This is a genomic window from Brevibacterium sp. OS20, from assembly GCF_056837565.1.
Genome location: NZ_CM166367.1, coordinates 2,571,396 through 2,594,217 on the forward strand (window position 1 = coordinate 2,571,396; position 22,822 = coordinate 2,594,217).

The 22,822-nt window shown below is 64.3% G+C and carries 25 protein-coding genes; 8 read left to right on the plus strand and 17 right to left on the minus strand.

The genetic code is table 11. The features are described from left to right. Nucleotides 1-138: 138 nt before the first annotated feature. Nucleotides 139-2,724 carry a phenylalanine--tRNA ligase subunit beta gene (pheT, locus tag ACVZTU_RS11490; protein ID WP_482400436.1) on the minus strand — a complete coding sequence of 862 codons (2,586 nt, stop codon included), beginning with the start codon at nucleotides 2,722-2,724 and terminating at the stop codon, nucleotides 139-141. A gap of 1 nt (nucleotide 2,725) precedes the next feature. Continuing rightward, on the minus strand, nucleotides 2,726-3,769 hold the full coding sequence (pheS, locus tag ACVZTU_RS11495; protein WP_482400437.1) for a phenylalanine--tRNA ligase subunit alpha: 1,044 nt from the start codon (nucleotides 3,767-3,769) through the stop codon (nucleotides 2,726-2,728). 180 nt (nucleotides 3,770-3,949) lie between these two features. Here pheS and ACVZTU_RS11500 point away from each other — a divergent pair, with 180 nt between their 5' ends. Genes ACVZTU_RS11500 through ACVZTU_RS11515 form a run of 4 tightly spaced genes read left to right on the plus strand, consistent with a single transcriptional unit; the run spans nucleotide 3,950 to nucleotide 7,682 of the window. After that, a complete protein-coding gene (locus ACVZTU_RS11500; RefSeq protein ID WP_482400438.1) occupies nucleotides 3,950-5,581 on the plus strand; it encodes an acetolactate synthase large subunit in 1,632 nt (543 codons plus the stop codon). 45 nt (nucleotides 5,582-5,626) lie between these two features. Continuing rightward, nucleotides 5,627-6,040: a hypothetical protein gene (locus ACVZTU_RS11505; RefSeq protein ID WP_482400439.1), complete on the plus strand. Its 414-nt coding sequence runs from the start codon at nucleotides 5,627-5,629 to the stop codon at nucleotides 6,038-6,040. 43 nt (nucleotides 6,041-6,083) lie between these two features. Further along, on the plus strand, nucleotides 6,084-7,154 hold the full coding sequence (locus tag ACVZTU_RS11510) for a DNA polymerase III subunit beta family protein (RefSeq protein ID WP_482400440.1): 1,071 nt from the start codon (nucleotides 6,084-6,086) through the stop codon (nucleotides 7,152-7,154). A 21-nt stretch (nucleotides 7,155-7,175) separates the two neighbouring features. Beyond that, entirely contained in the window at nucleotides 7,176-7,682 is a 507-nt protein-coding gene (locus ACVZTU_RS11515) for a hypothetical protein (RefSeq protein ID WP_482400441.1), read from the plus strand. Between the two features lie 22 nt (nucleotides 7,683-7,704). On the opposite strand, the gene ACVZTU_RS11520 is transcribed toward ACVZTU_RS11515, so the two are convergent. Next, nucleotides 7,705-8,364 (minus strand): pentapeptide repeat-containing protein, encoded by a 660-nt coding sequence (locus tag ACVZTU_RS11520; protein WP_482400442.1) that lies wholly within the window; start codon nucleotides 8,362-8,364, stop codon nucleotides 7,705-7,707. Nucleotides 8,365-8,448: 84 nt separating this feature from the next. On the opposite strand from ACVZTU_RS11520, the gene ACVZTU_RS11525 reads away from it, so the two are divergent. Both ACVZTU_RS11525 and ACVZTU_RS11530 read left to right on the plus strand, forming a co-directional pair. Then, nucleotides 8,449-8,820, plus strand: coding sequence for a hypothetical protein (locus tag ACVZTU_RS11525; RefSeq protein ID WP_482400443.1), 372 nt, complete (start codon nucleotides 8,449-8,451; stop codon nucleotides 8,818-8,820). A gap of 38 nt (nucleotides 8,821-8,858) precedes the next feature. Then, a complete protein-coding gene (locus ACVZTU_RS11530; protein WP_172174466.1) occupies nucleotides 8,859-9,278 on the plus strand; it encodes a VOC family protein in 420 nt (139 codons plus the stop codon). Between the two features lie 67 nt (nucleotides 9,279-9,345). Here ACVZTU_RS11530 and ACVZTU_RS11535 read toward each other — a convergent pair whose 3' ends face one another. From ACVZTU_RS11535 to infC, 5 genes are all read right to left on the minus strand, one after another. After that, nucleotides 9,346-9,633, minus strand: coding sequence for a hypothetical protein (locus tag ACVZTU_RS11535; RefSeq protein WP_482400444.1), 288 nt, complete (start codon nucleotides 9,631-9,633; stop codon nucleotides 9,346-9,348). 148 nt (nucleotides 9,634-9,781) lie between these two features. Further along, complete coding sequence (locus ACVZTU_RS11540) at nucleotides 9,782-10,603, minus strand: TrmH family RNA methyltransferase (RefSeq protein ID WP_370034751.1); 822 nt, start codon at nucleotides 10,601-10,603, stop codon at nucleotides 9,782-9,784. A gap of 190 nt (nucleotides 10,604-10,793) precedes the next feature. After that, entirely contained in the window at nucleotides 10,794-11,183 is a 390-nt protein-coding gene (rplT, locus tag ACVZTU_RS11545) for a 50S ribosomal protein L20 (RefSeq protein WP_025779787.1), read from the minus strand. 127 nt (nucleotides 11,184-11,310) lie between these two features. Beyond that, on the minus strand, nucleotides 11,311-11,517 hold the full coding sequence (rpmI, locus tag ACVZTU_RS11550) for a 50S ribosomal protein L35 (protein ID WP_062244103.1): 207 nt from the start codon (nucleotides 11,515-11,517) through the stop codon (nucleotides 11,311-11,313). 100 nt (nucleotides 11,518-11,617) lie between these two features. Continuing rightward, nucleotides 11,618-12,268 (minus strand): translation initiation factor IF-3, encoded by a 651-nt coding sequence (gene infC / locus ACVZTU_RS11555; protein ID WP_229664191.1) that lies wholly within the window; start codon nucleotides 12,266-12,268, stop codon nucleotides 11,618-11,620. A gap of 278 nt (nucleotides 12,269-12,546) precedes the next feature. Here infC and ACVZTU_RS11560 point away from each other — a divergent pair, with 278 nt between their 5' ends. Continuing rightward, the gene (locus ACVZTU_RS11560) at nucleotides 12,547-12,918 is read left to right on the plus strand and encodes a DUF1844 domain-containing protein (protein ID WP_039206663.1); all 372 of its coding nucleotides are present in this window, start codon (nucleotides 12,547-12,549) and stop codon (nucleotides 12,916-12,918) included. Nucleotides 12,919-13,028: 110 nt separating this feature from the next. Here the strand turns inward: ACVZTU_RS11560 and ACVZTU_RS11565 are convergent, their stop codons facing one another. Continuing rightward, entirely contained in the window at nucleotides 13,029-13,742 is a 714-nt protein-coding gene (locus tag ACVZTU_RS11565; RefSeq protein ID WP_482400445.1) for a TetR/AcrR family transcriptional regulator, read from the minus strand. Between the two features lie 134 nt (nucleotides 13,743-13,876). On the opposite strand from ACVZTU_RS11565, the gene ACVZTU_RS11570 reads away from it, so the two are divergent. Further along, nucleotides 13,877-14,917 (plus strand): Rossmann-fold NAD(P)-binding domain-containing protein, encoded by a 1,041-nt coding sequence (locus ACVZTU_RS11570; RefSeq protein WP_482400446.1) that lies wholly within the window; start codon nucleotides 13,877-13,879, stop codon nucleotides 14,915-14,917. Between the two features lie 6 nt (nucleotides 14,918-14,923). Here the strand turns inward: ACVZTU_RS11570 and ACVZTU_RS11575 are convergent, their stop codons facing one another. The 8 genes from ACVZTU_RS11575 to ACVZTU_RS11610 all read right to left on the minus strand — a co-directional run bounded on the left by ACVZTU_RS11575 (nucleotide 14,924) and on the right by ACVZTU_RS11610 (nucleotide 22,702). Beyond that, entirely contained in the window at nucleotides 14,924-16,567 is a 1,644-nt protein-coding gene (locus ACVZTU_RS11575; RefSeq protein WP_482400447.1) for an AbgT family transporter, read from the minus strand. A 50-nt stretch (nucleotides 16,568-16,617) separates the two neighbouring features. Continuing rightward, nucleotides 16,618-17,964 (minus strand): M20 family metallopeptidase, encoded by a 1,347-nt coding sequence (locus tag ACVZTU_RS11580; protein ID WP_482400448.1) that lies wholly within the window; start codon nucleotides 17,962-17,964, stop codon nucleotides 16,618-16,620. Nucleotides 17,965-18,029: 65 nt separating this feature from the next. Next, entirely contained in the window at nucleotides 18,030-18,866 is an 837-nt protein-coding gene (locus tag ACVZTU_RS11585) for an SseB family protein (RefSeq protein WP_482400449.1), read from the minus strand. 4 nt (nucleotides 18,867-18,870) lie between these two features. Beyond that, nucleotides 18,871-19,608, minus strand: a complete 738-nt coding sequence (gene priA / locus ACVZTU_RS11590; protein WP_062244085.1) for a bifunctional 1-(5-phosphoribosyl)-5-((5-phosphoribosylamino)methylideneamino)imidazole-4-carboxamide isomerase/phosphoribosylanthranilate isomerase PriA — start codon at nucleotides 19,606-19,608, stop codon at nucleotides 18,871-18,873. Nucleotides 19,609-19,666: 58 nt separating this feature from the next. Beyond that, entirely contained in the window at nucleotides 19,667-20,341 is a 675-nt protein-coding gene (hisH, locus tag ACVZTU_RS11595; protein ID WP_482400450.1) for an imidazole glycerol phosphate synthase subunit HisH, read from the minus strand. Continuing rightward, nucleotides 20,338-20,940, minus strand: coding sequence for a hypothetical protein (locus ACVZTU_RS11600; RefSeq protein WP_482400451.1), 603 nt, complete (start codon nucleotides 20,938-20,940; stop codon nucleotides 20,338-20,340). Before ACVZTU_RS11600 ends, hisH begins: the two co-directional genes overlap by 4 nt. Then, nucleotides 20,937-21,533, minus strand: a complete 597-nt coding sequence (gene hisB / locus ACVZTU_RS11605) for an imidazoleglycerol-phosphate dehydratase HisB (protein ID WP_172174436.1) — start codon at nucleotides 21,531-21,533, stop codon at nucleotides 20,937-20,939. Before hisB ends, ACVZTU_RS11600 begins: the two co-directional genes overlap by 4 nt. Beyond that, nucleotides 21,530-22,702: a histidinol-phosphate transaminase gene (locus ACVZTU_RS11610; protein ID WP_482400452.1), complete on the minus strand. Its 1,173-nt coding sequence runs from the start codon at nucleotides 22,700-22,702 to the stop codon at nucleotides 21,530-21,532. The genes hisB and ACVZTU_RS11610 overlap by 4 nt, the downstream gene beginning before the upstream one ends. Nucleotides 22,703-22,822: the final 120 nt, after the last annotated feature.

Sequence of the window (22,822 nt, forward strand, 5' to 3'; positions counted from 1 at the left end):
CTCCTCGTGAGCGATGGGGGTACAGGTGGTCGGTGGTGCTTACTGTCTGGGTGCGCTCTGCCGCGATGCTCGGAGCGAATACAACAGAACCCGGTCGAACCACTGTATCGGTCGACCGGGCTCTGTGAGGCACTGTTCTCAGCTGCGGACTTCGGCGCCGTGACGTTCGGCGGCCAGCTTCGTCGCCGCCTCGCGCATCGCCGAGGCCTCATCGGCCTTGAGCGTACGATCCGGGGCGCGGAACGTCAGGCGGAACGCCAGCGACTTCTTGCCCTCGGGCAGCTGGTCGCCGGTGTAGAGGTCAAAAGTCTCGAGCAGTTCGAGCTCCTCCCCTGCACCTTCGCGCAGCGTCGCGGCCAGAGTCTGCGTCGGCAGCTCGGCATCGACGATGAGCGCAACGTCCTGACGCGACACCGGATAGGTCGACAGCGCACCGTCCCAGGCACGCAGATCCTCCTGAGCCAGCAATGCGTCAAGATCGATCTCGAATCCGACCGTCCGTGCCGGCAGGCCGAGGTTCTCGCACACCTTCGGGTGCAGCTCACCGGCGTGGCCGAGAGTCTGCCCGTCGGCAAGGACGAACTTCGCAGCCCGTCCCGGATGCCAGGGAGCGATCTGGTCGGCCTCGACGGTGACCTCGAGGCCGTTCGTCTCAGCGATCCGACGGACGGTGTCGATGACGTCGGTGGCCTCGGCCTTGCGGCCCTTGCCCCAGACACCGGGCATCTCCGCATTTCCGGAGATGATGCCCGCGTAGTGGTACGGCTGGTGCGGAACCGAAGCGTAGATCGCCTCGAGCTCGTCATCGCTCGGGTGGTATCCGGGCAGGTGACGCGGTCCGGGACCCTCAGGCAGTCCCGCCGAGGTGGACACGAGTCCGGCCTCGAACAGTGCCACGTCTTTCGCCCCGCGGCCCTGGTTGCGGACAACGAGGTCCACCAGCGTCGAAAGCAAGTTGGTGCGCATGAGCGGCAGGTCTTCGGACATCGGGTTGGCCAGGCGCACGTGCTTGCGACGCACATCATCGGCCTCGAGCCGCAGCTGATCGTCGCGTTTGTCGTTCGTGAACGGGTACGACAGCACCTCGGTGAACCCGTCGGCTGCCAGCAGGTTCGAGATCCGACGGCGCGTCTTCTGCGCTACCGTCAGACCATTGCCGGCCCGAGCAGCCGGCTGAACGGACGGAATCCGGTCATAGCCGCCGGTGCGAGCGACTTCCTCGATGAGGTCGACAGTGTCGGTGATGTCCGTGCGCCAACTGGGCACGGTCACGGCCAGACGGTCCTTGCCGATGACATCGACGGTCGCGCCGATGCCTTCGAGCAGTCCGGCCACCTCGGCGGTCGTGTACTCGACGCCGACCAGCGAGGCGACGCGTTCGACCGGGAGTTCGATGATGGTCGCCTCGGGAGCCTGCCCGACCTGCGTGGTCGCAGGGCTGAGCGTTCCGCCGCCGAGTTCGACGAGCAGGTCCGCGCAGCGACGTGCGGCCACAGGCCCGAGCCTCGGGTCGACGCCGCGTTCGAAGCGACGCGAGGCCTCCGAGGACAGTTTGTGGCGACGGGAGGTGCGGGCAATCGAGATCGGGTCGAAGTGAGCGGCCTCGATGACGACATCGGTGGTCCCAGCATGAACTTCGACATCGGCCCCGCCCATGACCCCGGCCAGTCCGATGATCTTCCCGCCCTTGCCGCTGGGTCCATCCCCGCGGTCGGTGATGAGCAGATCCTCGACATCGAGTGTGCGCTCGACATCGTCCAGAGTCGTGAACTTCTCTCCCGCACTCGCACGGCGGACGACGATCTCGTCGCCGAGCAGCGCGGTGTCGTAGGCGTGAAGCGGCTGGCCGAGTTCGAGCATGACGTAGTTCGTGACATCCACGGTCAGGCTGATCGGACGCATTCCCGCCTGCTGCAGGCGACGCTGCATCCAGAACGGGGTCTTTGCCTGAGGATCCAGGCCGGTGACCTGAAGGGCAGTGAATTGGTCACAGCCGGTCACCTCGTTGATGGGGTTGTTGTCCTCAACCGACACCGGGAAGCCACCGTCGGTGGCCGCATTGGTGGGAGCCACCTCGGCGGATCCGATATCGGTGAACTTCTGCCCCTTCATCTGCGCATATTCGCGTCCGATGCCGCGCATCGACAGCTGGTAGCCGCGGTCGGGGGTGACGTTGACGTCGAGGGTCACCTGGTCGAGGCCGAGCAGGGCGATCGCGTCGTCACCGGGCTCACCGGTCAGGCCAAGGTCAGTCAGGACGATGATGCCGTCGTGGTCCTCGCCGAGGCCGAGTTCCTTGGCTGAGCAGATCATGCCATCGGACTTGTGGCCGTAGGTCTTGCGAGCAGCGATCTTGAAGTCACCGGGCAGGACTGCTCCGGGCAGGCAGGCGACGATGAGGTCACCGGGCACGAAGTTGTGGGCACCGCAGATGATGCCGCGGCTGGGCACCTCGGGACCGGGCTGCGGGTCCTTCGGATCATCCTGGGCTTCGTTGTGTTCGGGGCCGACGTCGACACGGCACCAGTTGACGGTCTTGCCGTTCGAATGCTCTTCCTTGACGAGTTCGAGCACCCGTCCGACAACGAGTGGGCCAGTGATCTCGGGTCCGAAGAAGTCCTCTTCCTCGAGACCGACGGCTGCGAACTCGGCAGCGAGGGCATGGGGATCGGTCTCGGCTGGGAGATCGACATAGTCGGCCAGCCAGTTCAGTGGGACGCGCATATCAAGCCTTCATTCCGAAACGGGCCGAGAAGCGCACATCGCCTTCGACCATGTCATGCATATCGTTGATTCCCTCGCGCAGCATCAGTGTCCGCTCGATGCCCATGCCGAAGGCGAAGCCCTGGTAGACATCAGGATCGATGCCGGCGGCGCGCAGCACATTGGGGTGGACCATGCCGCAGCCGCCCCATTCGATCCATCCGGGACCGCCGACCTTGTTGGGGAACCAGAAGTCCATCTCCGCGCTCGGTTCGGTGAACGGGAAGAAGCTCGGGCGCAGACGGGTCTTCGACTCGGGGCCGAACATCTCGCGGGCGAATCCGTCGAGGGTGCCCTGCAGGTTGGCCATGGTCAGGCCCTTGTCGATGGCGATGCCTTCGATCTGGTGGAAGACCGGAGTGTGCGTGGCATCGAGCTCATCGGTGCGGAAGGTCTTGCCCGGACACACCACGTAGAGCGGCACACCGCGCTCAAGCAGGGAACGCGACTGCACCGGTGAAGTGTGGGTGCGCAGGACGAGGCCGGCCTCGGGTGGGTCGACGAAGAACGTGTCCTGCATCTGTCGAGCCGGATGGTCGGGCCCGAAGTTGAGCGCATCGAAGTTCAGCCACTCGGATTCGATCTCGGGACCTTCGGCGACCTCCCAGCCGAGGCCGACGAAGTAGTCCGCTGCCTGTTCCTGGATGAGGCTCAGCGGGTGGCGAGCGCCGAGGCGGCGACGGTCAGTGGGCAGGGTGACGTCGATGGCCTCTTCGATGAGCACGGCCGCATCGCGTTCGGCTTCGAGCTCTGCCAGACGTGCATCGTGGGCCTGCTTGACCGCTCCCCTGGACTTGCCGACGATCTTGCCGGCGGCGGCCTTATCGGCCTTGTCGAGTGAGCCGATGGCTCGGTTGGCGAGCGCCAGCGGGGCTTTGTCGCCGGTGTGGTCGATCTTCGCCTGCTTGAGCTCGTCGAGAGTCGTCGAATCCGCAAAAGCCTTCAGTGCCGCGTCGACGGCCTGCTTCACGGCCGACTCGTCCAAGGGGTCGAGTTGGTCTGTCATCAATGTCCTTTTGTCCGTACTTGCCCGCAGCTGAGGGGACGTCGTTTCTCTTCGTCAGCAAGTCTATCGCCTCCCCCGGCTGGGCCCAGGTCGGGTCCGCTGGGTGGGTGGGCCGCCTCGGTGCCGGTTGTGTGCGGTCGGTCATAGGGTTCGAGCCGACAAAAGCGTAGTGTCGGGCACATGACGACACAACGTGCATCAGATGTCATGATCAGAGCTCTGGAGAACGAAGGCGTCGAACGGATCTTCGGGATCCCCGGTGAGGAGAACATCGATTTCATCGACTCCCTGCGGCGGTCCTCCATCGAGCTCATCCTCACCCGCCACGAACAGGCCGCCGCGTTCATGGCCGCCACCTATGGGCGGCTCACCGGCAAGCCCGGGGTGGTGCTGACGACCTTGGGACCGGGGGCACTCAACCTGGCGACCGGGGCTGCGTACGCCCACCTCGGCGGGATGCCGGTCATCATGATCACCGGGCAGAAGGGCATCCGCACGGCCGAGCAGGCGGCGTTCCAGATGGTCAATACGGTGGCGACGATGGACCCGCTGACGAAGGTGAGCAAGCAGATCACCTCGGCGGCGATGATTCCGACAATGGTCCGGGAGGCGTTCCGCGCCGCTCAGGCCGAGCGTCCGGGACCGGTGCACCTCGAGCTGCCCGAGGACATCGCGGGGATGCCGGTCGACGGTTTCGAACTCATCGAACCGCATACGAACGGTCGGCCCGTCGCCGGGGATACCGCGATTGCGAACGCCGCGAACGTCGTCAAGGAGGCGAAGAACCCGCTGCTCATGCTCGGTGCGGATGCTTCCCGGGCTTCCTGCAGTGAGGCGCTGTCGCGTTTCGTCGCCCAGATGCGCATCCCCTACGTCACCACGCAGATGGGCAAGGGATCGGTGTCGGGGTCGTCGGATCTGTACATGGGCACGGCGGCCCTGACCTCCGGTGACTATGTCCACGACGCGATCGATGCGGCCGACGTCATCGTCACCATCGGTCACGATACGACCGAGAAGCCGCCGTTCACGATGGATGAGACCGGGCCGACCGTCGTCCACATCGGGTACCGTCCCGCCATCGTCGAGCAGGTGTATTTCCCGCAGTTCGAGGTCATCGGGGACCTGGCGCCGTCCCTGGACAAGGTCGCCGAGGTGCTCGGCGGTCCCGTACCCACTGCCGAGGCGCTCCTGCCGATGCGCGATGAGATCCTCATCAAGATCCACGAGGGAGCCGATGAGGAACGGTTCATCCCACAGCGGATCGTCCAGGAGGTCCGCGACGTGGTCCCGACCGATGGGATCGTGGCCCTGGACAACGGCATGTACAAGATCTGGTTCGCCCGCAACTACCGCACGACCAGGGCGAACACCCTGCTGCTCGACAATGCACTGGCGACGATGGGAGCCGGGCTGCCCTCGGCGATCGGGGCGAAGCTGACCTACCCGGAGCGTCGGGTCATGGCCGTGGTCGGCGACGGTGGGTTCATGATGAACAGCCAGGAGATGGAGACCGCTGTGCGTTTGGGTCTCGATCTTGTTGTCGTCATTCTTGAGGACAACGCCTACGGCATGATCCGGTGGAAGCAGGCCGCGGACGGATTCCCCGACTTCGGGCTGACCTACGGCAACCCCGACTTCGTCAAGTACGCGGAGTCGTATGGGGCCACCGGCACCCGCGTCGATGATGTCGACAGCATCAGCGATGCCCTGGAGGATGCGTTCGAGTCCGGAGGAGTGCACGTCGTAGTCGTGCCGATCGACTACTCGGAGAACAAGCGCGTGCTCATCGACGAGTTGGGGAAGCGGTGAGGCGCTGTCTTCGGCAGTTCAGGTCCTGATCGGGCCAGCAGTCGGTTGACGCGTTCGCGGACTTTCACGATTCTGCTGGGGATCTCCACGCTCTGTGCGTGGGGATCCCTCGGCCGGATCATCAAGGCACTCATGCGGGACCGGCCGGTCGATTCACTGCTCTGGGCCATGTTCGGGGTGGCGGCAGCCTCGGCGATCGTGGTCTGGTCTGTGTTTCGGGCGCGCGGTGTCAGGCTCGAGGTCAGGAGCTTCATCGGCAGCGTTCCGTTGGGAGTTGTGCTGCTGTGCTCGCTGGTGGGCGGGTTCGTTCTGCCATCGCTGTTGGTCGGCAGAACAGATGTCATCGACGTGGCAATCACCGCGATCGTCATCGCTGCGATCTGCGGTGGAGCGATGCTGTACCTGCGCAGGACCTACTTCACTCCCCCGGATAGTCCCGAAGGGTTGGACGACAAGTGACAGGAGTTGACCTTCAAGTCGGTTGAGACCGGACAATGTTCGAGTGACTGATTCTGAATTGATGCCGATCGGCGCCTTCGCCCGAATAGTGGGTCTGACGGCGAGCGCGCTGCGATTCTACGACGATGCCGGCATCCTCCGCCCTGACCACGTCGACGCCCAGACCGGATATCGCTTCTACAGTGAGGAACAGATACACACGGCCGAGAGACTGCGGGAGCTTCGCGAGCTCGGAATGCCGCTGCCCGATGTCTCTCGGTTCTTCGCGGCCGAAACTGCGTCCGATTCTGCGGAATCGCTGCGGCTCCTGAATGACCATATGCGCAGGGTCTCGGCTGACAACGCGCGATTGCACCACGTGGCCGCACGCCTCACCCAGTCTTTGCAATCGAAGTCTTCGGCATCGTTGTGCGCTCTCCCAGGGCCCATCTTCGCCGCAGCAGTCGACCAGCTTCTGGCCACTACCACCGACGATCCCAGCTTCCCCGTTCTCAACGGGGTTCGCCTCTGCGTCGAACCGGACGCACTCGCATTGGCGGCGACGGACCGCTACCGCTTCGCCAGTCGTACCCTGGTGCCGAGCCGGTCTGCAGGTACGACGTGGGCAGGCACCGTGTCCGGCGATGCTCTTCGGAACACCGTTTCGATGGTCCGCAGAAGCCCGACAGTGACTCTCGCGGCTCACGAAAGTTTCCTGCACCTCGTGCTTGAAGACGGCACCGTGCACCAGTGCCCATTGATCGATGAGCCATTTCCGGATACCCACGACTTCTTCGAGTCCCTGCCGACTGCAGTCCACCACTGCATGGTCGACCGCAGGCAGCTGTTGCGGACGATGGAACAGCGGCCGTTGGAAAAGCTCGGTTTGCGACTCACCTCGAGCGGGATACAGGTTCTGGCTCCTGATGACGTCCCCGATCTCGAAGGCACGGGTGATGACTCTGAGCTGACTCTCTGGTTCGAACTCACGACACTGCATCCGGCGATGACCAATGCGCTCGGAAACGATCTCATCCTCGACGTCTCTGCGTCGGATCAACCCGTCATCCTGCGCTCAGCTGAGGACGGAGACTTCACCACCATCATCATGCCGTGCCAGGCGCCCGCCCACTGATACAGACAGGAACAGACCACCATGACCTCTACACCAGCCGCACCCGATCCCACGATGGAGACGATCGGCCGAGCCGTCGAACTCGGGAGAGCAGGTGACGCGGACACGGCTCGGCGCCAGCTAGCCGACCTCTGGCAGGAGGTCGGCCCCTCCGGCGATCCCTTCCATCGCTGCACACTTGCGCACTATCTCGCCGATCTCTACGATCACCCAGCCGAGGCACTCATCTGGGACATTCGAGCTCTCGACGCCGCTGCTTCGCTCAGTGATGAACGCGCGCAGGCACATCACCAGTCGCTTCAGGTCGCCGGCTTCTATCCCAGCCTCCACCTCAATATCGCCGACAACCTCCGTCGGCTGAGTGCATTCGATGCCGCACAGGAGCACATCTCTCGCGCCGAAGAACGCAGTGTCGCATTGCCCGACGATGGTTATGGACGAATGATCCGCACCGCGATCGAGGAAGGAGGTGCTGCCATCGACCTGCGCGATACCGCTCGCCGCGACTCGGCGCACGGCGGTTCGTAGAACGACCGGCTTCGGGCCCTCCTCACTCCACGGTGATGCCGAGTTCCGAGGCGAAGAGTTCGGCGAAGAGCATGAGCTGAGTGTCGTCGATGGTCGCTCCGCGCAGCGAGTGCACGCCGGAGATCTTGTGCGGTTCCAGCCCCCGAATGTCGACGTTGCCGAGAGCGGCGCCTTCGCACTGGAAGACTCCGACGCTGCTTCCCGGAAATGCGACCCGGCTGACCTTCGCCCGGTCGAGGTCGATCTCGTCGATCTTGCAGTCGCGGAACTCGACATCGGTAAGCTTCGACCCACGCAGGTTGAGGTAGGAGATACGGCAATTGGTGAATCGCACCTTCTCCCACACGCTGTCATAGACAACGCCGGCACCGATCCGCGTTCCAGAGATCGTTGTGTGCAGTAGGTTCCCACGGGACATAGTCCACGTGTCGGCGCGGCAGTCCGTAATCTCCGTGCCGGAGATCCTGGCCCCGGTGAGATCGACCGGTACGTCGACATCGCCGAAATTGAGGTTCGACCATCGACAGTCGAGGAACGTCGCTTGGGTGGCATCCGCCTCGGCGAGGTTGAGATCGGTGAACTCCATGCCTTCGAGGAACTCCTCGGGATCGATATCGCAGAGGTAGCCCTGGGCAAGCTCTCCAAGGGTGATCTTCGGTGGTCGCGGCGTCTCCGTGGTCATGCGCTCACCCTAATCGCTGTCGGTGACATACCCCGTCGTTGCGAGTTCACCCGAACGAAAACCCAACTTGTTATCGTCGGGAGCATGGATACGCGGCCACGCTCGCCCAATGACCGCAGTGCACCCTACGCGATTGCGTTCGCAGCCGGCGGCGTGCTCGCGGTTGTCTACCTCGTGATCCGCCACCTGCACTCTCAATACATCGGCTGTGCTGGAGTCGACTTCGGGTGCGGCGGAATCGTCAGTGATCTGTTCTTCGGAATCGGAAGCTTGTTTCTCGGGTTTCTAGTTGTCCTCGGCTGGGTGGCCACTGCGGTGATCGCACCATCGATGCTGAATCAGCTCCGACCACACACGTCATGGTGGTGGCGTGGGCTCACCGCCACTGGATTCTGTTTAGCCGTGGCCGTCGTGATCATGGTGGTCTACGGCGGAATAGTGACGTATTCGGAATAAGGCTGAGCGATCGACGTCTCCCCCACTAGACTGCAGTCATGAAGCCACTGACAACGATCCTGTCATTGCCCGTCGCCGACCCGCAGGCCACCGCGAACTTCTACGCCGATGGACTCGGCCTCGAAACCGACGGTGTGGAGGACGGCATCGTCGCCTTCGAGCTGCCGAACCTCTCAATCTTCTTCATCACCGCCGACGAATACGGTCAGTACCTCGAGCTCTCAGGCCAGCCCGGTTCGAAGAATCCGGTTCCCGGCGCCAGCATCATCTCGTGTGCATTCGCTACGCGTGCTGAGATCGACGAGGTGCTTGACCGTGCTGTCGCCGCCGGTGGATCAGCCGATCCTGGTCAAGATGTCGATGGCTCGTACATGGGCTACTTCGCTGACCTCGACGGCTACATCTGGGAGCTCGTTGCCAATGAGCAGACGGCGAAGGCCGCAACTGCGGCGGAATAGTTTTTACGTACCTGTCGGACGGCCGCGGAGGGCATTCGCGCACGATGAGCGCACAGTCGTCCGCGTCTCAGCGGCCGCGGGAAGCTGAGACTTCTGCCGTCGCCGTTTTCGGGACATCGACGAAACCGAGTCTCTTCACCGCCGAGGTGTAGACGACATACTCTTTGATGAGTGCAACAGGCACCGTCACCGTGAACAGCAGTTGCGGTACCGACGGAGAGGCCCCCGTACCGAAATCGAGTACCCAGAAAATACACGCAACAGCCGAGAAGACGACCACTGACTCGATCGCTTCCTTGAGATGATGGCTCCGCAGCGTCGCCAAAGACTTCGGCGCATCGGCAACATCAACCACGCTCGTCTCACCGCCCTGACTGCTGCTGTTAATCGACCAGGTTACTTGTCGCCACAGTAGCGCAGATCACCGCAGAATTGAACCGCTGCCTCAGCTCAGCGAGCCAGTCGAGAGCACCTTCCCCAGACCACCGAGGCCGCCCAGCCCCTCACATCCGCTGGTTGCGAGCACTTTCGTAGATGCACACTCCGGCGGCGGTGCCGAGGTTGAGGCTTTCGGCCGAGCCGTAGATCGGGACGGCCACGGATGAGTCGCACAACTCCAGATCCTCGGTGCTCATCCCCCAGGCTTCGTTGCCGTAGACCCAGGCGGTCCGTGCGGTCAGGTCGAGGCCCGTCTCCCATGGGTGGTGAAGATCGTGGGCTTCGTCGTTCGCGTCGGCTGCGAGCACCTGCAGGCCGCGGGCACGGGCGAGTTCGGTCACCTCGGAGAGTCCAACTCCGGTGACGACGGGAATGTGGAAGAGCGAACCGGCGGTGGACCGCACGACCTTGTCGTTATAGACATCGACCGACGAAGAGGTCAGCACCACGGCATCGGCGCCCGCTGCATCGGCGAGGCGGATGATCGTACCGGCGTTGCCCGGATCGCGCACCTGCGATAGGACGACAACGAGCTGCGCTTCCTTGTCGAGCACAGAGGTCAGCTCCACATCGAGGGCGTTGCACACGGCCACGACGCCTTGTGAGTTCACGGTCGACGCGAGCTCGGTGAGCACCTCGGGTGTGACGATGCTGCACTGCATACGCCCGTGCTTGGCTGTCGAGACGAACGACGGATGCTCCTCGGCGGCCTCCTCGGTGATGAAAAGCTCGACAACGGAGCCCTTGCGCGCCAGGGCCTCACGGACGGCCTGCGGACCTTCGACGAGGAACTGCCCCGTGGCTTTGCGATCACGCCGTTTGAGCAGCTTCGCGGCGTTCTTGATCCGCTTCGACTGAGGCGAGGAGATGACGTCAGGGAGTTTCATGAAACTGTGTTCTCGATCCGTTGGGTGCTGAAGTGGAAGAGTGAGTGCCGAAGCGGCGGAAGCTGAATGAGGAACCAGGCGAGTCCTGGCGAAAAGACCGACGGCCCCGAACCTGAAGTTCGGGGCCGTCTTCGATCACCGAGGCGATCGGTCAGTCACTTAAGTGACCGGAGTCTTGAGAAGACGCTGCTCAGGCGGCGTCGGTCTTCGCTGCGTTGACGTCAGCAGGAAGAGCGTCCTTGGCGACCTTGACCAGGTGCGCGAAGGTGGCCGAGTCGTTCACGGCGAGCTCGGCGAGCATACGACGGTCGACCTCGACTCCAGCGGCCTTGAGGCCCTGGATGAAACGGTTGTAGGTCATACCGTTGGCGCGAGCACCAGCGTTGATGCGCTGTATCCAGAGACGACGGAAGTCGCCCTTGCGCTTGCGGCGGTCACGGTAGCTGTAGACCAGCGAGTGGATGACCTGTTCTTTGGCCTTGCGGTACAGGCGCGAGCGCTGTCCGCGGTAGCCGCTTGCCCGGTCGAGGATGACCCGGCGCTTCTTGTGAGCGTTGACCGCTCTCTTCACACGTGCCACGTGTTACTCCTTTAGAAAGTTCGTATCTGCCGGCAGTGCCGGACTCTGATTCAAGCTGTGGGAGTCGATATCGACTGCCCGTGGGGGTCCCGGAGACTGTCCGGGAAAGGAAGACCCGAAAGGGGTCTCACCTGCCCTTGAGCTTGCCCAGAAGCTTGCGGGCCATGGCGCGGTCGCCGCCGGTGATCTCCTGGTCGGTGGACACGCGGCGCTTACGAGCCGAGGACTTGCCCTCGAACTTGTGCTGGTTGTTCACGCCTTCACGCATGATCTTGCCACTGCCAGTCACGCGCATGCGCTTCTTGGCGCTGCTGTTCGTCTTCTGCTTCGGCATAGTGCCGTTCTCCTTTGCAATTCGTCGCCGGCGTCAACCGCTGGCAACTACTTCACACGCACAGACCAGGACGGACCTGGAACGCGACGTACTTAATTTCTCACGCGTCCGGGCGAGCTGCGTTCTTCTCTGCAGCGACCCGATCGCGACGGGACTTCACCTCGGCGGACTTGCCCTTGGCATCTGCCGATGCCTTCCGGGCCTCCGCCTTGGCGTCAGACTTTGACTTGTGCGGGGCGATGACCATCACCATGTTGCGTCCGTCGACTCGCGGTGAGGATTCGACGGAGCCGAGGTCGGACACATCTTCGGCCAAGCGGTTGAGCAGCTTGATGCCCATCTCGGGACGGGACTGCTCACGTCCGCGGAACATGATCATGACCTTGACCTTGTCGCCGCCTTCGAGGAAGCGGGTGACGTGGCCCTTCTTCGTCTCGTAATCGTGTTCGTCGATCTTGAGACGGAAGCGGATCTCCTTCAGCGCAGTGTTCGCCTGGTTCTTCCGGGCTTCTCTGGCCTTCTGGGCAGATTCGTATTTGAATTTTCCGTAGTCCATGAGCTTGGCTACGGGTGGCTTCGCCTGCGGGGCTACCTCGACGAGGTCGAGGCCAGCTTCGCCGGCGAGATCGAGTGCCTTGCGAATGGCAACGATACCGACCTGTTCACCGTTGGGTCCGACCAACCGGACCTCGGGAACCCGAATCCGGTCATTGATGCGCGTCTCGCTGATGTGTTCACTCCTTTTGCTCAAATGTGGTCGTGACAACGAAAAAGGCTCCCGTTGACACATGCCAAGGGAGCCTGCACACACGAGCAGTACGGTAGACGTACGTTCAGTGAATACACCTCGATCTGGACCCGATCAGACTTTGCCTGACGGACAGACCTTCGGACCCGATCGCTCTTCGCGATCAAGGTGGGAGACAGACTCCGCTTCGCACCAGCTACCAGTGTACTACGCTTCATGACTCTTCGCACATCGAGGCCCTGGTGTGATCGCCGCATTGATTTATATGTCAAGCTTATGGCATGAGTTCTGAAGAATCCGTTCCCGCCGAGGCGATCGCCGACGTTACGCGCGACATCGCCGAGGTCCCCGCTGTCGAGGTCATCACCTCCAGCGCCGTCCATCTCATGTCCGCCGCTGCCGTCAAGTGCGGCCTGGCCGAGGACACCGCCGAAGGCCGCGGTGCCGACCTGCAGGACCTCGACGAGGCCCGCAAGCTCATCACCGCACTGGCCGGGTTCGTCACCGGTGCTGCCACCGTGATCGGCGACCACCACGCCCGCCCGCTGCGCGATGGACTGCGCAGCCTGCAGCTGGCATTCCGCGAGGCTTCGGAATATCCCGACGCCCCCGGCGAAGGCCCCGGAGAGAAGTTCACCGGCCCCGTCCGCTGACTCTCCCCCGCTGACCGTTCAGACTGCGGCCCTCGATCGACGATCGGGGGCCGTTGTCATATCCTCATTCGCCGAGGCGGCCGTGTCCTTGCCCGCAGACGTTCACCGATTCACGCTCCGAGGCGGCCGATCACCTCGGACATGAGATCGTCTTCGACGTGGTCGAATCCCGGCCCGAACTGGCCGAACCGCAGACCGTTGATCAGCCCGATCACAGCAACCCAGATCGTGATGGTCTCCAAAATCACGTGATCGTCATAGTCGAGACCGAGTTCCGCAAGCCCGTCCCGCAGAGGCTGCAGCGCGGCCTCCATCCCTCGCTGCTCTCTATTGGCTCGTGAATTCTTCGCCGCTGATCCGCTCGCTTTCGCACCGCTCTCAGTTGCCACCTCGGTGTCGTTCTGAGTTGCCGCGATCAGCTCCGCGAGCGTCACCATGATTCGAGTCCCCGGCACCACGGTCTCCTCTCGGGGAGCTTCATAACCGGCGATCGGAGTGCCGTAGATGAGCGCCCACCGATTCGGATGACGCCGCGACCATGTAAGCATCGCCAGCGCCAGAGACTCGATGCTGCGATGACTGGCCAGAGCCTCATCGACAGCGTCGGCGATCTGGGTGTAGGCATCGCGGATGAGGATCGTCAGCAGTTCATCGCGGCTCTTCACGTAGCGGTAGACCGCACTGGAGACGACTCCGAGCTCACGAGCGATCGCCCGCAGCGACAGCCCGTCGACACCGTCATCGTCGACCATCCTGTTGCCGATCGCGGTGATCTGAGCTTCCGTCTCGATCCGGGCGCGCTGTCGTGGGGTCGTCTCCGTCATGGCTTCACCTTACGATCCGAGAGCAAAGATAACAATAGTGAGCACTGCTCTTGAATTGAACAGCTTCGAGGCCTACGCTGATTTCCGAGAGCACCGCTCTCTGAATAATTGGGACATCCTCGGAAGGACTCGCTATGAGAACAGCCCTCATCATCGGAAACGGACAGATCGGTTCGGAGATCGCCGCCCAACTCGGTGGATCCGGCGTCGCCGTGCGCATCGCCACCCGTTCGGGCGGCAGGGCGCCCGGCGCAGCGCTCTCGGACGATGGAGCACCAGCTGCCACCTCTGACACGCTCCCCACTGAATCGGCTCACCCGTCATCGGGTCCGACCACGGTCTGCGCTCCGGTCCATGTCAAAGCCGATGCGAGTGACCGCACTCAACTGGTGAAGGCTGTCGCCGGGGCAGATGTGATCTTCGCCTGCGCACATGCACCCTACGACAGCCGGAAATGGGAGCAGATCCTCCCGCGGCTCGATGCGGCGATCCTCGACATTGCGGCTGAACTCGGCATCCCCGTCGTATTCCCGGAATCGGTCTATGCCTTCGCCGGCCTCGACGCCCAGATCACCGAGGCATCGCCCTTCGCCCCGGTCGAGGAAAAGGGACGAATCCGACAGCGGCTCATCGAAGCCCGTGCCGCTCATTCGGCGACGTCAGCCAGTGTCATCGCCGGTGATCTGCTCGGCAGGACGGCTGAGAAGTGGTCATCGGTCGTGCGGATGTGCATCACCGAACCGATTTCCGCCGGGCGCCGGGCGATGGTGCCGGCACGCACCGACGTCCCTCACGGCATCACTCTCATCGCCGACCACGCTGCCGCAATGATCCAGGCGGCAGAGGATCTGAAGTCCGTCCCCGCGGGGACGCATCAGCTGCGGATCGCACCGGCGTCGAATCCGACCCTGACCGAGATCGCCGACTTCACCGCGGACACTCTTGAGCAGAAGCACAAACGTCCGCTCTCGGTCCCACGCTGGGCGACCCGCGCCGTCGGTGCGTTCGAACGCTCCTTCTACGAGCTCAACCAGTTGGCACCAATCTGGTACGAACCCTGCGTCATCGCCTCCAGCGACTTGGCACAGAAGGTCGGAACGACCGACTGGCGCGTAGGAGTACGGCAGATGCTGAGCGCGGAAACTCCCGAGGTTCCTGCACAGCAGCCTCGGTGAACGGGATCAGCCTCCGAGGTGGATTCCGTTGCCCGGTCCCAGCGGCAGGTCGAAGACGAACCAGATGCCCAGCAGCACGGCCCAGGCCAGCCAGAACGGGATGACGAACGGGAACATCCGAGAGATGACCGTGCCCAGCCCGGCGTTCGGCTCATACCGGCGGACGAGGCCGAGGAGGACGATCATGTACGGATTGAGCGGGGTGATGACCTGAGTCGCCGAGTCACCGACGCGGAAACCGGCCTGGATGAACGCAGGTTCGTAGCCGAGCAGGGAGAACAGCGGAACGAACACGGCTGCCATGAGCGTCCACATCGACGAGCCGGAGATGATGAACAGGTTGAGCACGCTGGCCAGGAGCATGAAGCCGATGACCGCGGCGAACCCGGTCAGACCGATCGCTTCGAGCCCCGACGCTCCCGCGACGGCGATCCACGAACCGATGCCGGTCCAGTTGAACAGGGCGATGAACTGGCCGAGGATGAACGCGAGGATGAGGAAGGACATCATGTCGATGATCGATTGACTCATCATCCTCACCAGGTCATTCATCGACCGGACGGTGCGCACGACGAAGCCGTAGACGACGCCCATGAGCATGAAGTAGGCGAAGACGATGAACACGATCGACGACAGCAGCGGAGACTCCGGGAGGAAGCCGCCGTCCTCGTTCCGCCATGGTGAGTTCGGGATGAGTACGGAGAACAGGATCACCGCGGTCAGCAGCAGTGCCGCCACGAGCGACCAGATCAGTCCGCGTTTCTCCTCCGGCTCGAGTTCGGCCTTGATCTCGGTGGCATCGTCCTCGCCGGAATCATCTGACGTCGCCGAGGCGTCCCCGTAGGGGCTGTCGGGTGCTTGGTGTTCGCGGGCCAGGCCGCTCCCCGAAGCGTTCGCGTATTCGCGGGGCACTCCCTTGCGCACCATGTTCGGTTCGATGAGCCGATCGATGATGAAGCCGGCGATGACGGCCAGAACGATCGACGAGGCGATGTTGAAATAGTAGTTCGAGACCGGGTTGACCGCGGTGTAGTCGGTGTTCGGCAGGGTCTCCATCACCGAGGTGGTGATCCCGGCGAATAGTGCGTCGAGGCTCGTGGGGACGATCGACGTCGAATAGCCGGCGCCGGTGGCGGCGAACCCGCCGATGAGGCCGGCCATCGGATGCCGTCCGGCCGCTTTGAACACAAGCGCGGCCAGAGGCGGAATGATGACGAAAGCCGAGTCGGCCATGATCGACCCGACCACCCCGACGAAGCCGACGGCATAGGGCAGCAGCCATTTCGGACTCTTGCCGAAGGCGATCCGCACGGCCGCGGCGAGCATCCCCGACTTCTCGGCCACACCGACTGCGAGCAGGATCGGCAGCACCGTGGCCAGGGGCGGGAATCCGATGTAGTTGTCGCCCATCGTCGTGGTCAGCCACGACAGTCCCTCCCCCGTGAACAGTCCCTTGATCGCGATGGTTTCATCGCCGCCGGGGATGGCCACGGTGACATCGGCCATGGCCATGGCGGTGGACACGAGGCCGGTGATGATGAAGAGCCCGAGGAACAGCGTGAACGGTTCGGGCAGCTTGTTTCCGATGCGTTCGATCCAGTCCAGCGTGCGCTGGCCGAAACCGACCTTCCCATCTGTCGTCGTTGACATGAGCAGTCCTTCTTCTCGGAGGCGAGGGGCTGGGTGTGGAGGTGGCGATCTCAGTCGAAGAAGTGCTCGACGTCGATCGCTCCCCCATCGCGGGCGAATTCGTCGGTCACCGCAACGGCAAGGGCATCGTCGGCGAGGAAGTCCAAGGCCGTGCACGCGAGACCGTAGGCGCCGTCGAGTGCCGCGGATTCGGCGGCAGGGGTCTTCGCGGCTGCGGCGAATTCACGGGTGTGCAGGGCCACTTCGGCGTCGGCGGTCTTGATGAGGGGATGGATGCCGGGGATCCGGTAGGAGACGTTCCCGAAGTCCGTGGACGCGGCGATCGATTCGTCGAGGACGCCGGCGGGAAGCGGTTGGCGTCCGCGCGTCTGTTCGTGTTCGGCCCACCGGGCGGTCAGCGTTGAATTCGTGCGCACGGGCAGTGAGGGCGGATGTTCGTCCCAGTCGACGGTGACGCCGGTGCCGGTCATGAGGGCTGCCCCCTTCGCAGCATCCTCGACCCGGTCGGAGAGTTCCTTGAGCGTGTCCGGGAACTTCGACCGGACATAGCACTTAACGGTGGCGGATTCAGTGATGATCGACGGCCTGGTGCCGCCATCGGTGATGACCGCGTGCAGGCGGGAGATCGGCGGCATCTGCTGCCGCATCAGGCCGAGCCCCTGGTAGAAGAGGTTGGCCGCGTCGAGGGCGTTGCGCCCCATGAAGGGCTGCGCCGAGGCGTGGGCGGCGACCCCTGAGTATGTCACCGTGAGCAGGCGGCGGCCCAGCCAGACCTGGTCGGCGCAATCATATCCGTAGCCGTGGACCATGATGGCGGCGTCGATGCCGTCGAAGGCACCGGCCCGGGCCATGACTTCTTTGCCGGAGTGTCCCTCTTCGGCCGGGGTGCCCAGGAGGACGACGGTGCCCGGGACTGCTGCCGGGTCTTTTTCGTACAGTGCGTGGATGGCGAGGAAGGCGCCGACGCCGGCGGTGGCGATGATGTTGTGACCGCAGGCGTGTCCGATCTCGGGCAGGGCGTCGTATTCGGCGAGGATTGCGATCGTGCGTCCGTGTCCGGATCCCGTCGTCGCCCGCAGAGTGGTCTCCACTCCGAAGAGGCCCGTCTCGACGTCGATTCCGTGTTTCTCGAGCACCGAGGCGATCGCGGCGACCGATTCGAATTCCTCGAAGGCGGTCTCGGCCAGCCCGTGGATGGTGTGGAGCAGGTCCGTGAGATCGCCTTCGACGGCATCGAGACCGGCGGCGATGCCGGAGCGGCTCGTCTCGGGGGCGCCGGTGAAGTCGGAGGCCCACTCGGCGGCCTGTTCGGCCCGGGCCCGGGTCTGCGACGCCATCTCGTCGAGGTAGCTGTCGTCCGGTGTGGTCGAGTGGCCGAGGTCACGGATTTCGCTCATGGGTCACAAGCATAAAGGCCTTGCCGTTCTGACACGCCCGGAACGGTCATGCCTCGACGAGTCAGTCAGACCTCGACGAGGCGGATGGCCAGAGAGTCGATCTTCGCGACGAGTTCCTCATCACCGGCCACGGCTTCTTGGAACCGGCGCACTTCAGCTGGGGCCACCTCGGACTCGACACCGAGAGTGATGCCGAGCTCCGGCCCACCGAGGTGGACGCTGTTGCTGCCGGGGCTCACCCCGATCCGAGCCAACCAGGGGAAGGACTCCGCGATGGCACGCAGACGTTGAGCCACCTCGGCGTCGGCCCAGGACGGAGTCCACGGCTGGGACTGCACGAACGCGAACATGGCCGGGCGGCGCAGCAGGAACGAGGACTCGGCCCCCGGGTCGAGGACGACGAGCTGGGATTCGGCTTCGATCGCCCCGAGGACGAGCCGTTCGGACTCGATCGGCACGGGGCGGGCGTCGGAATGCCACGCCGTCAGCGGTGGGATTCCGGAGAATCCCGGGGTGCACTCGCGGCCGTCCTCGGCTTGGAGGCGAACCATCGCCATCTCCGAGGAGTTGTCGGCCATCAGCCCGTTGTCACCGACCTCCTGGTCGACGACCATCGGCACGATCGGGGCGTAGAGCCTGGCCCCGGAAAGGGCCTGGATCACCTGCTGGTGTGCGGCCGGATCCAGGGGTGCCTGAGCGACCTGGGTCAGGGCCTCGAGCAGAGCCGCGTCCGCCAGCCCGGTGTCACCGGAGAACGGGTTGGGTTTGAGATCCCGGCCCTCCCACGCCTGTCCGGCGGAATCCGTCGGGGCGTGGGCGTCGCCCGCCTGGTCGGCAGAGGCGGTGGACCGGGCGTCGTCCGGCTCGTGCGGCCGGTGCGGCTCGTGTGAGTGCGTGCTCACAGACTCACCGTCCTGCGACGTCGAGGGCTTCTTCCAGAGTGAACTTGCCGGCGTAGAGTGCCTTGCCCACGATCGCCGAGTCGACGCCGAAGGGCACGAGCTCACGGAGGGCTCGCAGGTCGTCGAGGCTCGAGACTCCGCCGGATGCGACGATCGGAGAGTCGGTCTTCTGCGCGAGATCCTTGAGCAGGTCGACATTGGGTCCCTGCAGGGTGCCGTCCTTGCGCACATCGGTGACCACGTAGCGGGAGCAGCCGGCGGCTTCGAGGGTGGCGAGGACTTCGTAGAGGTCTCCGCCGTCCTTCGTCCAGCCGCGGGCGGCCAGGGTGGTGCCGCGGACGTCGAGTCCGATGGCGACCTGGTCGCCGAAGCGCTTGATCATCTCGGCCGTCCACTCGGGGTTCTCCAGAGCAGCAGTGCCGATGTTGACGCGCTCGGCTCCCGTGTCGAGTGCGCGTTCGAGGCTTTCGGTGTCACGGATGCCACCGGAGAGTTCGACCTTGATCCCCACGGCCTTGACGACCTGGTTGAGCAGGTCGGAGTTCGAACCGCGTCCGAAGGCGGCGTCGAGGTCGACGAGGTGGATCCATTCGGCTCCGCGGTTCTCGAAGTCCTGAGCGGCGTCGATGGGTGAGCCGTAGTCGGTTTCGGTTCCGGCTTCGCCCTGGACGAGGCGGACGGCCTTGCCGTCGGCGACGTCGACGGCGGGGAGGAGGACCAGCTTGTTCGAACTGTCTGTCATTGTGACCTTTCTGCCAGGGTGCCACGGGGTTTGAGGCAACCATAGTCGGTGTGCTCGGTCAGGAGCTGAGTGAGTCTGTGGGGTTGGTGCCGGAGCTGCCGGAACCGCTGCCAGGGCTGCTGTCGGCGGCGAACGAGGCGAGCCAGTTGCGCAGGAGCCTGGCGCCCGCCTCGGCGGATTTCTCGGGATGGAACTGTGCTGCCCAGGTGGTTCCGTCTTCGACAGCGGCGATGAAGTCATTGCCGTGGCGGGCGGTCGTGACCGTCGCGTTCGCCGGCGGCTCGGCCGCGGCGTAGGAGTGGACGAAGTAGAAGCGTTCGTCTCCGATGCCGGCGAACATGGCCGAGTCTGCGGGAGCGTTGACCTTCGACCAGCCCATATGCGGGATGACCGGGGCTTCGAGGCCGGTGACGGCTCCGGGCCACAGACCGATGCCCTCGGTCTTGACGCCGTGTTCGACGCCGCGGGCGAAGAACACCTGCAGGCCGACACAGATGCCGAGCAGCGGTCGCCCCTGCTCGTGGCGGGCACGGATGAGGTCGACTCCCCCGACGTTCTCCAGTCCGGCCATGACTGCCGAAAACGCACCGACGCCGGGGACCAGCAGTCCGTCGGAGTCGTTGATGACATCGTGATCGGCCGTGAGCGTGACCTCGGCACCGGCCGCGGCGACCGCACGGACGGCGGAGCGGACATTTCCGGCACCGTAGTCGAGGACGGCCACAGTCGTCATCGCTTCGCCCCCTTGCTCAGCACCGACCAGATCCTCCACAGGGAGAACCCGAGGACGATGGCACCGAGTGCGGCGACGACCCAGGCGACGGTGTTCCCACCCAGGGCCAGGGCAATGCCGAAGGCCATGACGAGTCCGGCGAGGACGGCGGCGATGATCCACAGCAGTGCCGTGCGTGCCATGGCGGCCCGACCCGGGCTCATCGTGGCCGCACTGGCCTGCAGCTTCGTCATCGAGTCGGTTCTGATACTGCCTTCGACATCGTCTGCGGAAACGGTTTCGAGCAGCAGACCTTCGAGCACATCCGGCAGGTTCTTCAGCGCCAGACCGGCCGGCACATCGGATTCGCGGGCACCGTGACGGAAGTGGCCGGCGTCGATCTGCTCTTCGCTGCGCACGAGGAGGAGGACCTCGTGTTTGCCCGCGAGCTTCGAGATCGCCGCGGCCGCCTCGTTGCCGGCTTTGACATCCGTGTCGGCGAGCACGATTCCGCTGAACTCGCCGATCGGCACGATGGTGCCGGAGATGTTCGACAGCACGCAGGCGGCGGCCAACTGTTGGGCGACCCCGAACGGGGTCACGATGACGGTCGTGCTCACAGGACTCCCTTGGTGCTGGGAACGGAATCGCTGCGCGGATCGGTCTCGACGGCCTCGCGCAGCGCGCGGGCGAAAGCCTTGAACTCGGCTTCGACGATGTGGTGCGGGTCGCGACCGCGCACCAGATCGAGATGGACGGTCAGTCCGCCGTTGAAGGCGATGGATTCCAACGAGTGGGAGGTCATCGACCCGGTGAAGTGACCGCCGATGAGGTGGTACTGCTGGCCTTCGGGCTCGCCCTCGTGGACGAAGTAGGGGCGCCCTGAGACGTCGACGACGCACTGGGCCAGAGCCTCGTCCAGCGGCACGGCGGCAAAGCCGTAGCGGCGGATGCCGACCTTGTCACCGAGCGCTTCGCGCAGGGTCTGACCGAGCACGATTGAGGTGTCTTCGACGGTGTGGTGGACGTCGATGTGGGTGTCGCCGGTCGCGGTGATGTCGAGGTCGATCATCGAGTGCTTCGACAGGGCGGTGAGCATATGGTCGAAGAACGGCACGGAAGTCGAGATGTTCGAGGTGCCGGTGCCGTCGAGGTTGACGGACACGGACACCGTGGACTCGGATGTGGTGCGCGAGTTCTGGGCCTGCCTCATGGAGTGCCTTTCGTCGGGGCGGCTGATGAAGGGGTCTGCGGACGATCCGCGAGGATGTCCGGTGATTCGGCGAGGATATCGTCGATGGCGGTCAGGAACGCTTCGGTCTCTGCCCCGGTGCCGGCGTTGACGCGGGCGTGGCCGGTGATGCCGATATCGCGGATGAGGACTCCGCGGTCGAGCAGCTTCTGCCACAGATCGGCCGGTGAGGAGATGTTCCCGAAGAGGACGAAGTTCGAATCGCTGTCGTGGACGGTGAAGCCCGCCTCGGCGAGGTGGCTCGCCATCCGGTTGCGCGAGTCGATGAGTCGGTCGACGTTGCCCAGCAGCAGCTCCGCGTGTTCGAGTGCCGTGCAGGCCAGCACCTGAGTGATCTCGGACAGGTGGTAGGGCAGACGGACGAGGCGAAGGACGTCGATGAGCTCGGGTGCGGCGATCGCGTAACCCAAGCGCAGGCCGGCACAGGCGAAGGCCTTGCTCATGGTGCGTGAGACGACGAGACGGGGCCGGCCCTCAAGCAGAGTCATCGCCGAGGACTTGGCGGGGCGGGAGAATTCCGCATACGCCTCGTCGACGATGACTATCCCTGCGCAGTTGTCATAGGCGGCGTCGATGACGTCGAGGCCGATCGAGGTGCCGGTCGGATTGTTCGGGGTGCACAGGAAGACGATGTCCGGATTCGCACGAGCCACCTCGGCGGCGACCGTCTCGGCATCGAGAGTGAAGTCGTCCTTGCGTTCGACGTGCTGCCATTCGGCACCCGTGCCCGTGGTGATGAGCGGGTGCATCGAATACGAGGGGGTGAACCCTAAGACGGTGCGGCCCGGACCACCGAAGGCCTGGACGATATGGCTGAGCACTTCGTTCGAGCCGTTGGCGGCCCAGATCATGGAGGGATCGAGGTCGACGGAGTCTCCGGCGCGTTCGTTCACACCATCCAGATAGGTGACGAGGTGTTCGCGCAGTGCGGTGAATTCGCGATCGGGATATCGATTGAGTCCTGCGAAGTGATCATCGACGGCGACGCGCATGCTATCGACGACGACGCCCGGAAGCGGATAGGCGTTCTCGTTGACGTTGAGCTGGACCGGCACATTGAGGTGCGGAGCCCCGTACGGCTTGAGGCCGACGAGGTCTGAACGCACTGGCAGAGAGTCGATGTTTCCCACGGCAATCATTCTACCGAGAGGCCCCCGCCGCCCGGGCGGCGGGTCGGGCATCGAGATCGGCCGGTCGGCTCACCCGATCGGACGGGTCAGCGCGCTGCCGGTCGGGCCGGCGCCATCCCG

Coding starts and splice junctions, on each gene's coding strand:
- pheT (WP_482400436.1), bottom strand. CDS start 2,724: ATGCGCGTCCCACTGAACTGGCTGGCCGACTATGTCGATCTCCCAGCC.
- pheS (WP_482400437.1), bottom strand. CDS start 3,769: ATGACAGACCAACTCGACCCCTTGGACGAGTCGGCCGTGAAGCAGGCC.
- ACVZTU_RS11500 (WP_482400438.1), top strand. CDS start 3,950: ATGACGACACAACGTGCATCAGATGTCATGATCAGAGCTCTGGAGAAC.
- ACVZTU_RS11515 (WP_482400441.1), top strand. CDS start 7,176: ATGACCTCTACACCAGCCGCACCCGATCCCACGATGGAGACGATCGGC.
- ACVZTU_RS11520 (WP_482400442.1), bottom strand. CDS start 8,364: ATGACCACGGAGACGCCGCGACCACCGAAGATCACCCTTGGAGAGCTT.
- ACVZTU_RS11525 (WP_482400443.1), top strand. CDS start 8,449: ATGGATACGCGGCCACGCTCGCCCAATGACCGCAGTGCACCCTACGCG.
- ACVZTU_RS11530 (WP_172174466.1), top strand. CDS start 8,859: ATGAAGCCACTGACAACGATCCTGTCATTGCCCGTCGCCGACCCGCAG.
- ACVZTU_RS11540 (WP_370034751.1), bottom strand. CDS start 10,603: ATGAAACTCCCTGACGTCATCTCCTCGCCTCAGTCGAAGCGGATCAAG.
- rpmI (WP_062244103.1), bottom strand. CDS start 11,517: ATGCCGAAGCAGAAGACGAACAGCAGCGCCAAGAAGCGCATGCGCGTG.
- ACVZTU_RS11560 (WP_039206663.1), top strand. CDS start 12,547: ATGAGTTCTGAAGAATCCGTTCCCGCCGAGGCGATCGCCGACGTTACG.
- ACVZTU_RS11565 (WP_482400445.1), bottom strand. CDS start 13,742: ATGACGGAGACGACCCCACGACAGCGCGCCCGGATCGAGACGGAAGCT.
- ACVZTU_RS11570 (WP_482400446.1), top strand. CDS start 13,877: ATGAGAACAGCCCTCATCATCGGAAACGGACAGATCGGTTCGGAGATC.
- ACVZTU_RS11575 (WP_482400447.1), bottom strand. CDS start 16,567: ATGTCAACGACGACAGATGGGAAGGTCGGTTTCGGCCAGCGCACGCTG.
- ACVZTU_RS11580 (WP_482400448.1), bottom strand. CDS start 17,964: ATGAGCGAAATCCGTGACCTCGGCCACTCGACCACACCGGACGACAGC.
- priA (WP_062244085.1), bottom strand. CDS start 19,608: ATGACAGACAGTTCGAACAAGCTGGTCCTCCTCCCCGCCGTCGACGTC.
- hisH (WP_482400450.1), bottom strand. CDS start 20,341: ATGACGACTGTGGCCGTCCTCGACTACGGTGCCGGAAATGTCCGCTCC.
- hisB (WP_172174436.1), bottom strand. CDS start 21,533: ATGAGGCAGGCCCAGAACTCGCGCACCACATCCGAGTCCACGGTGTCC.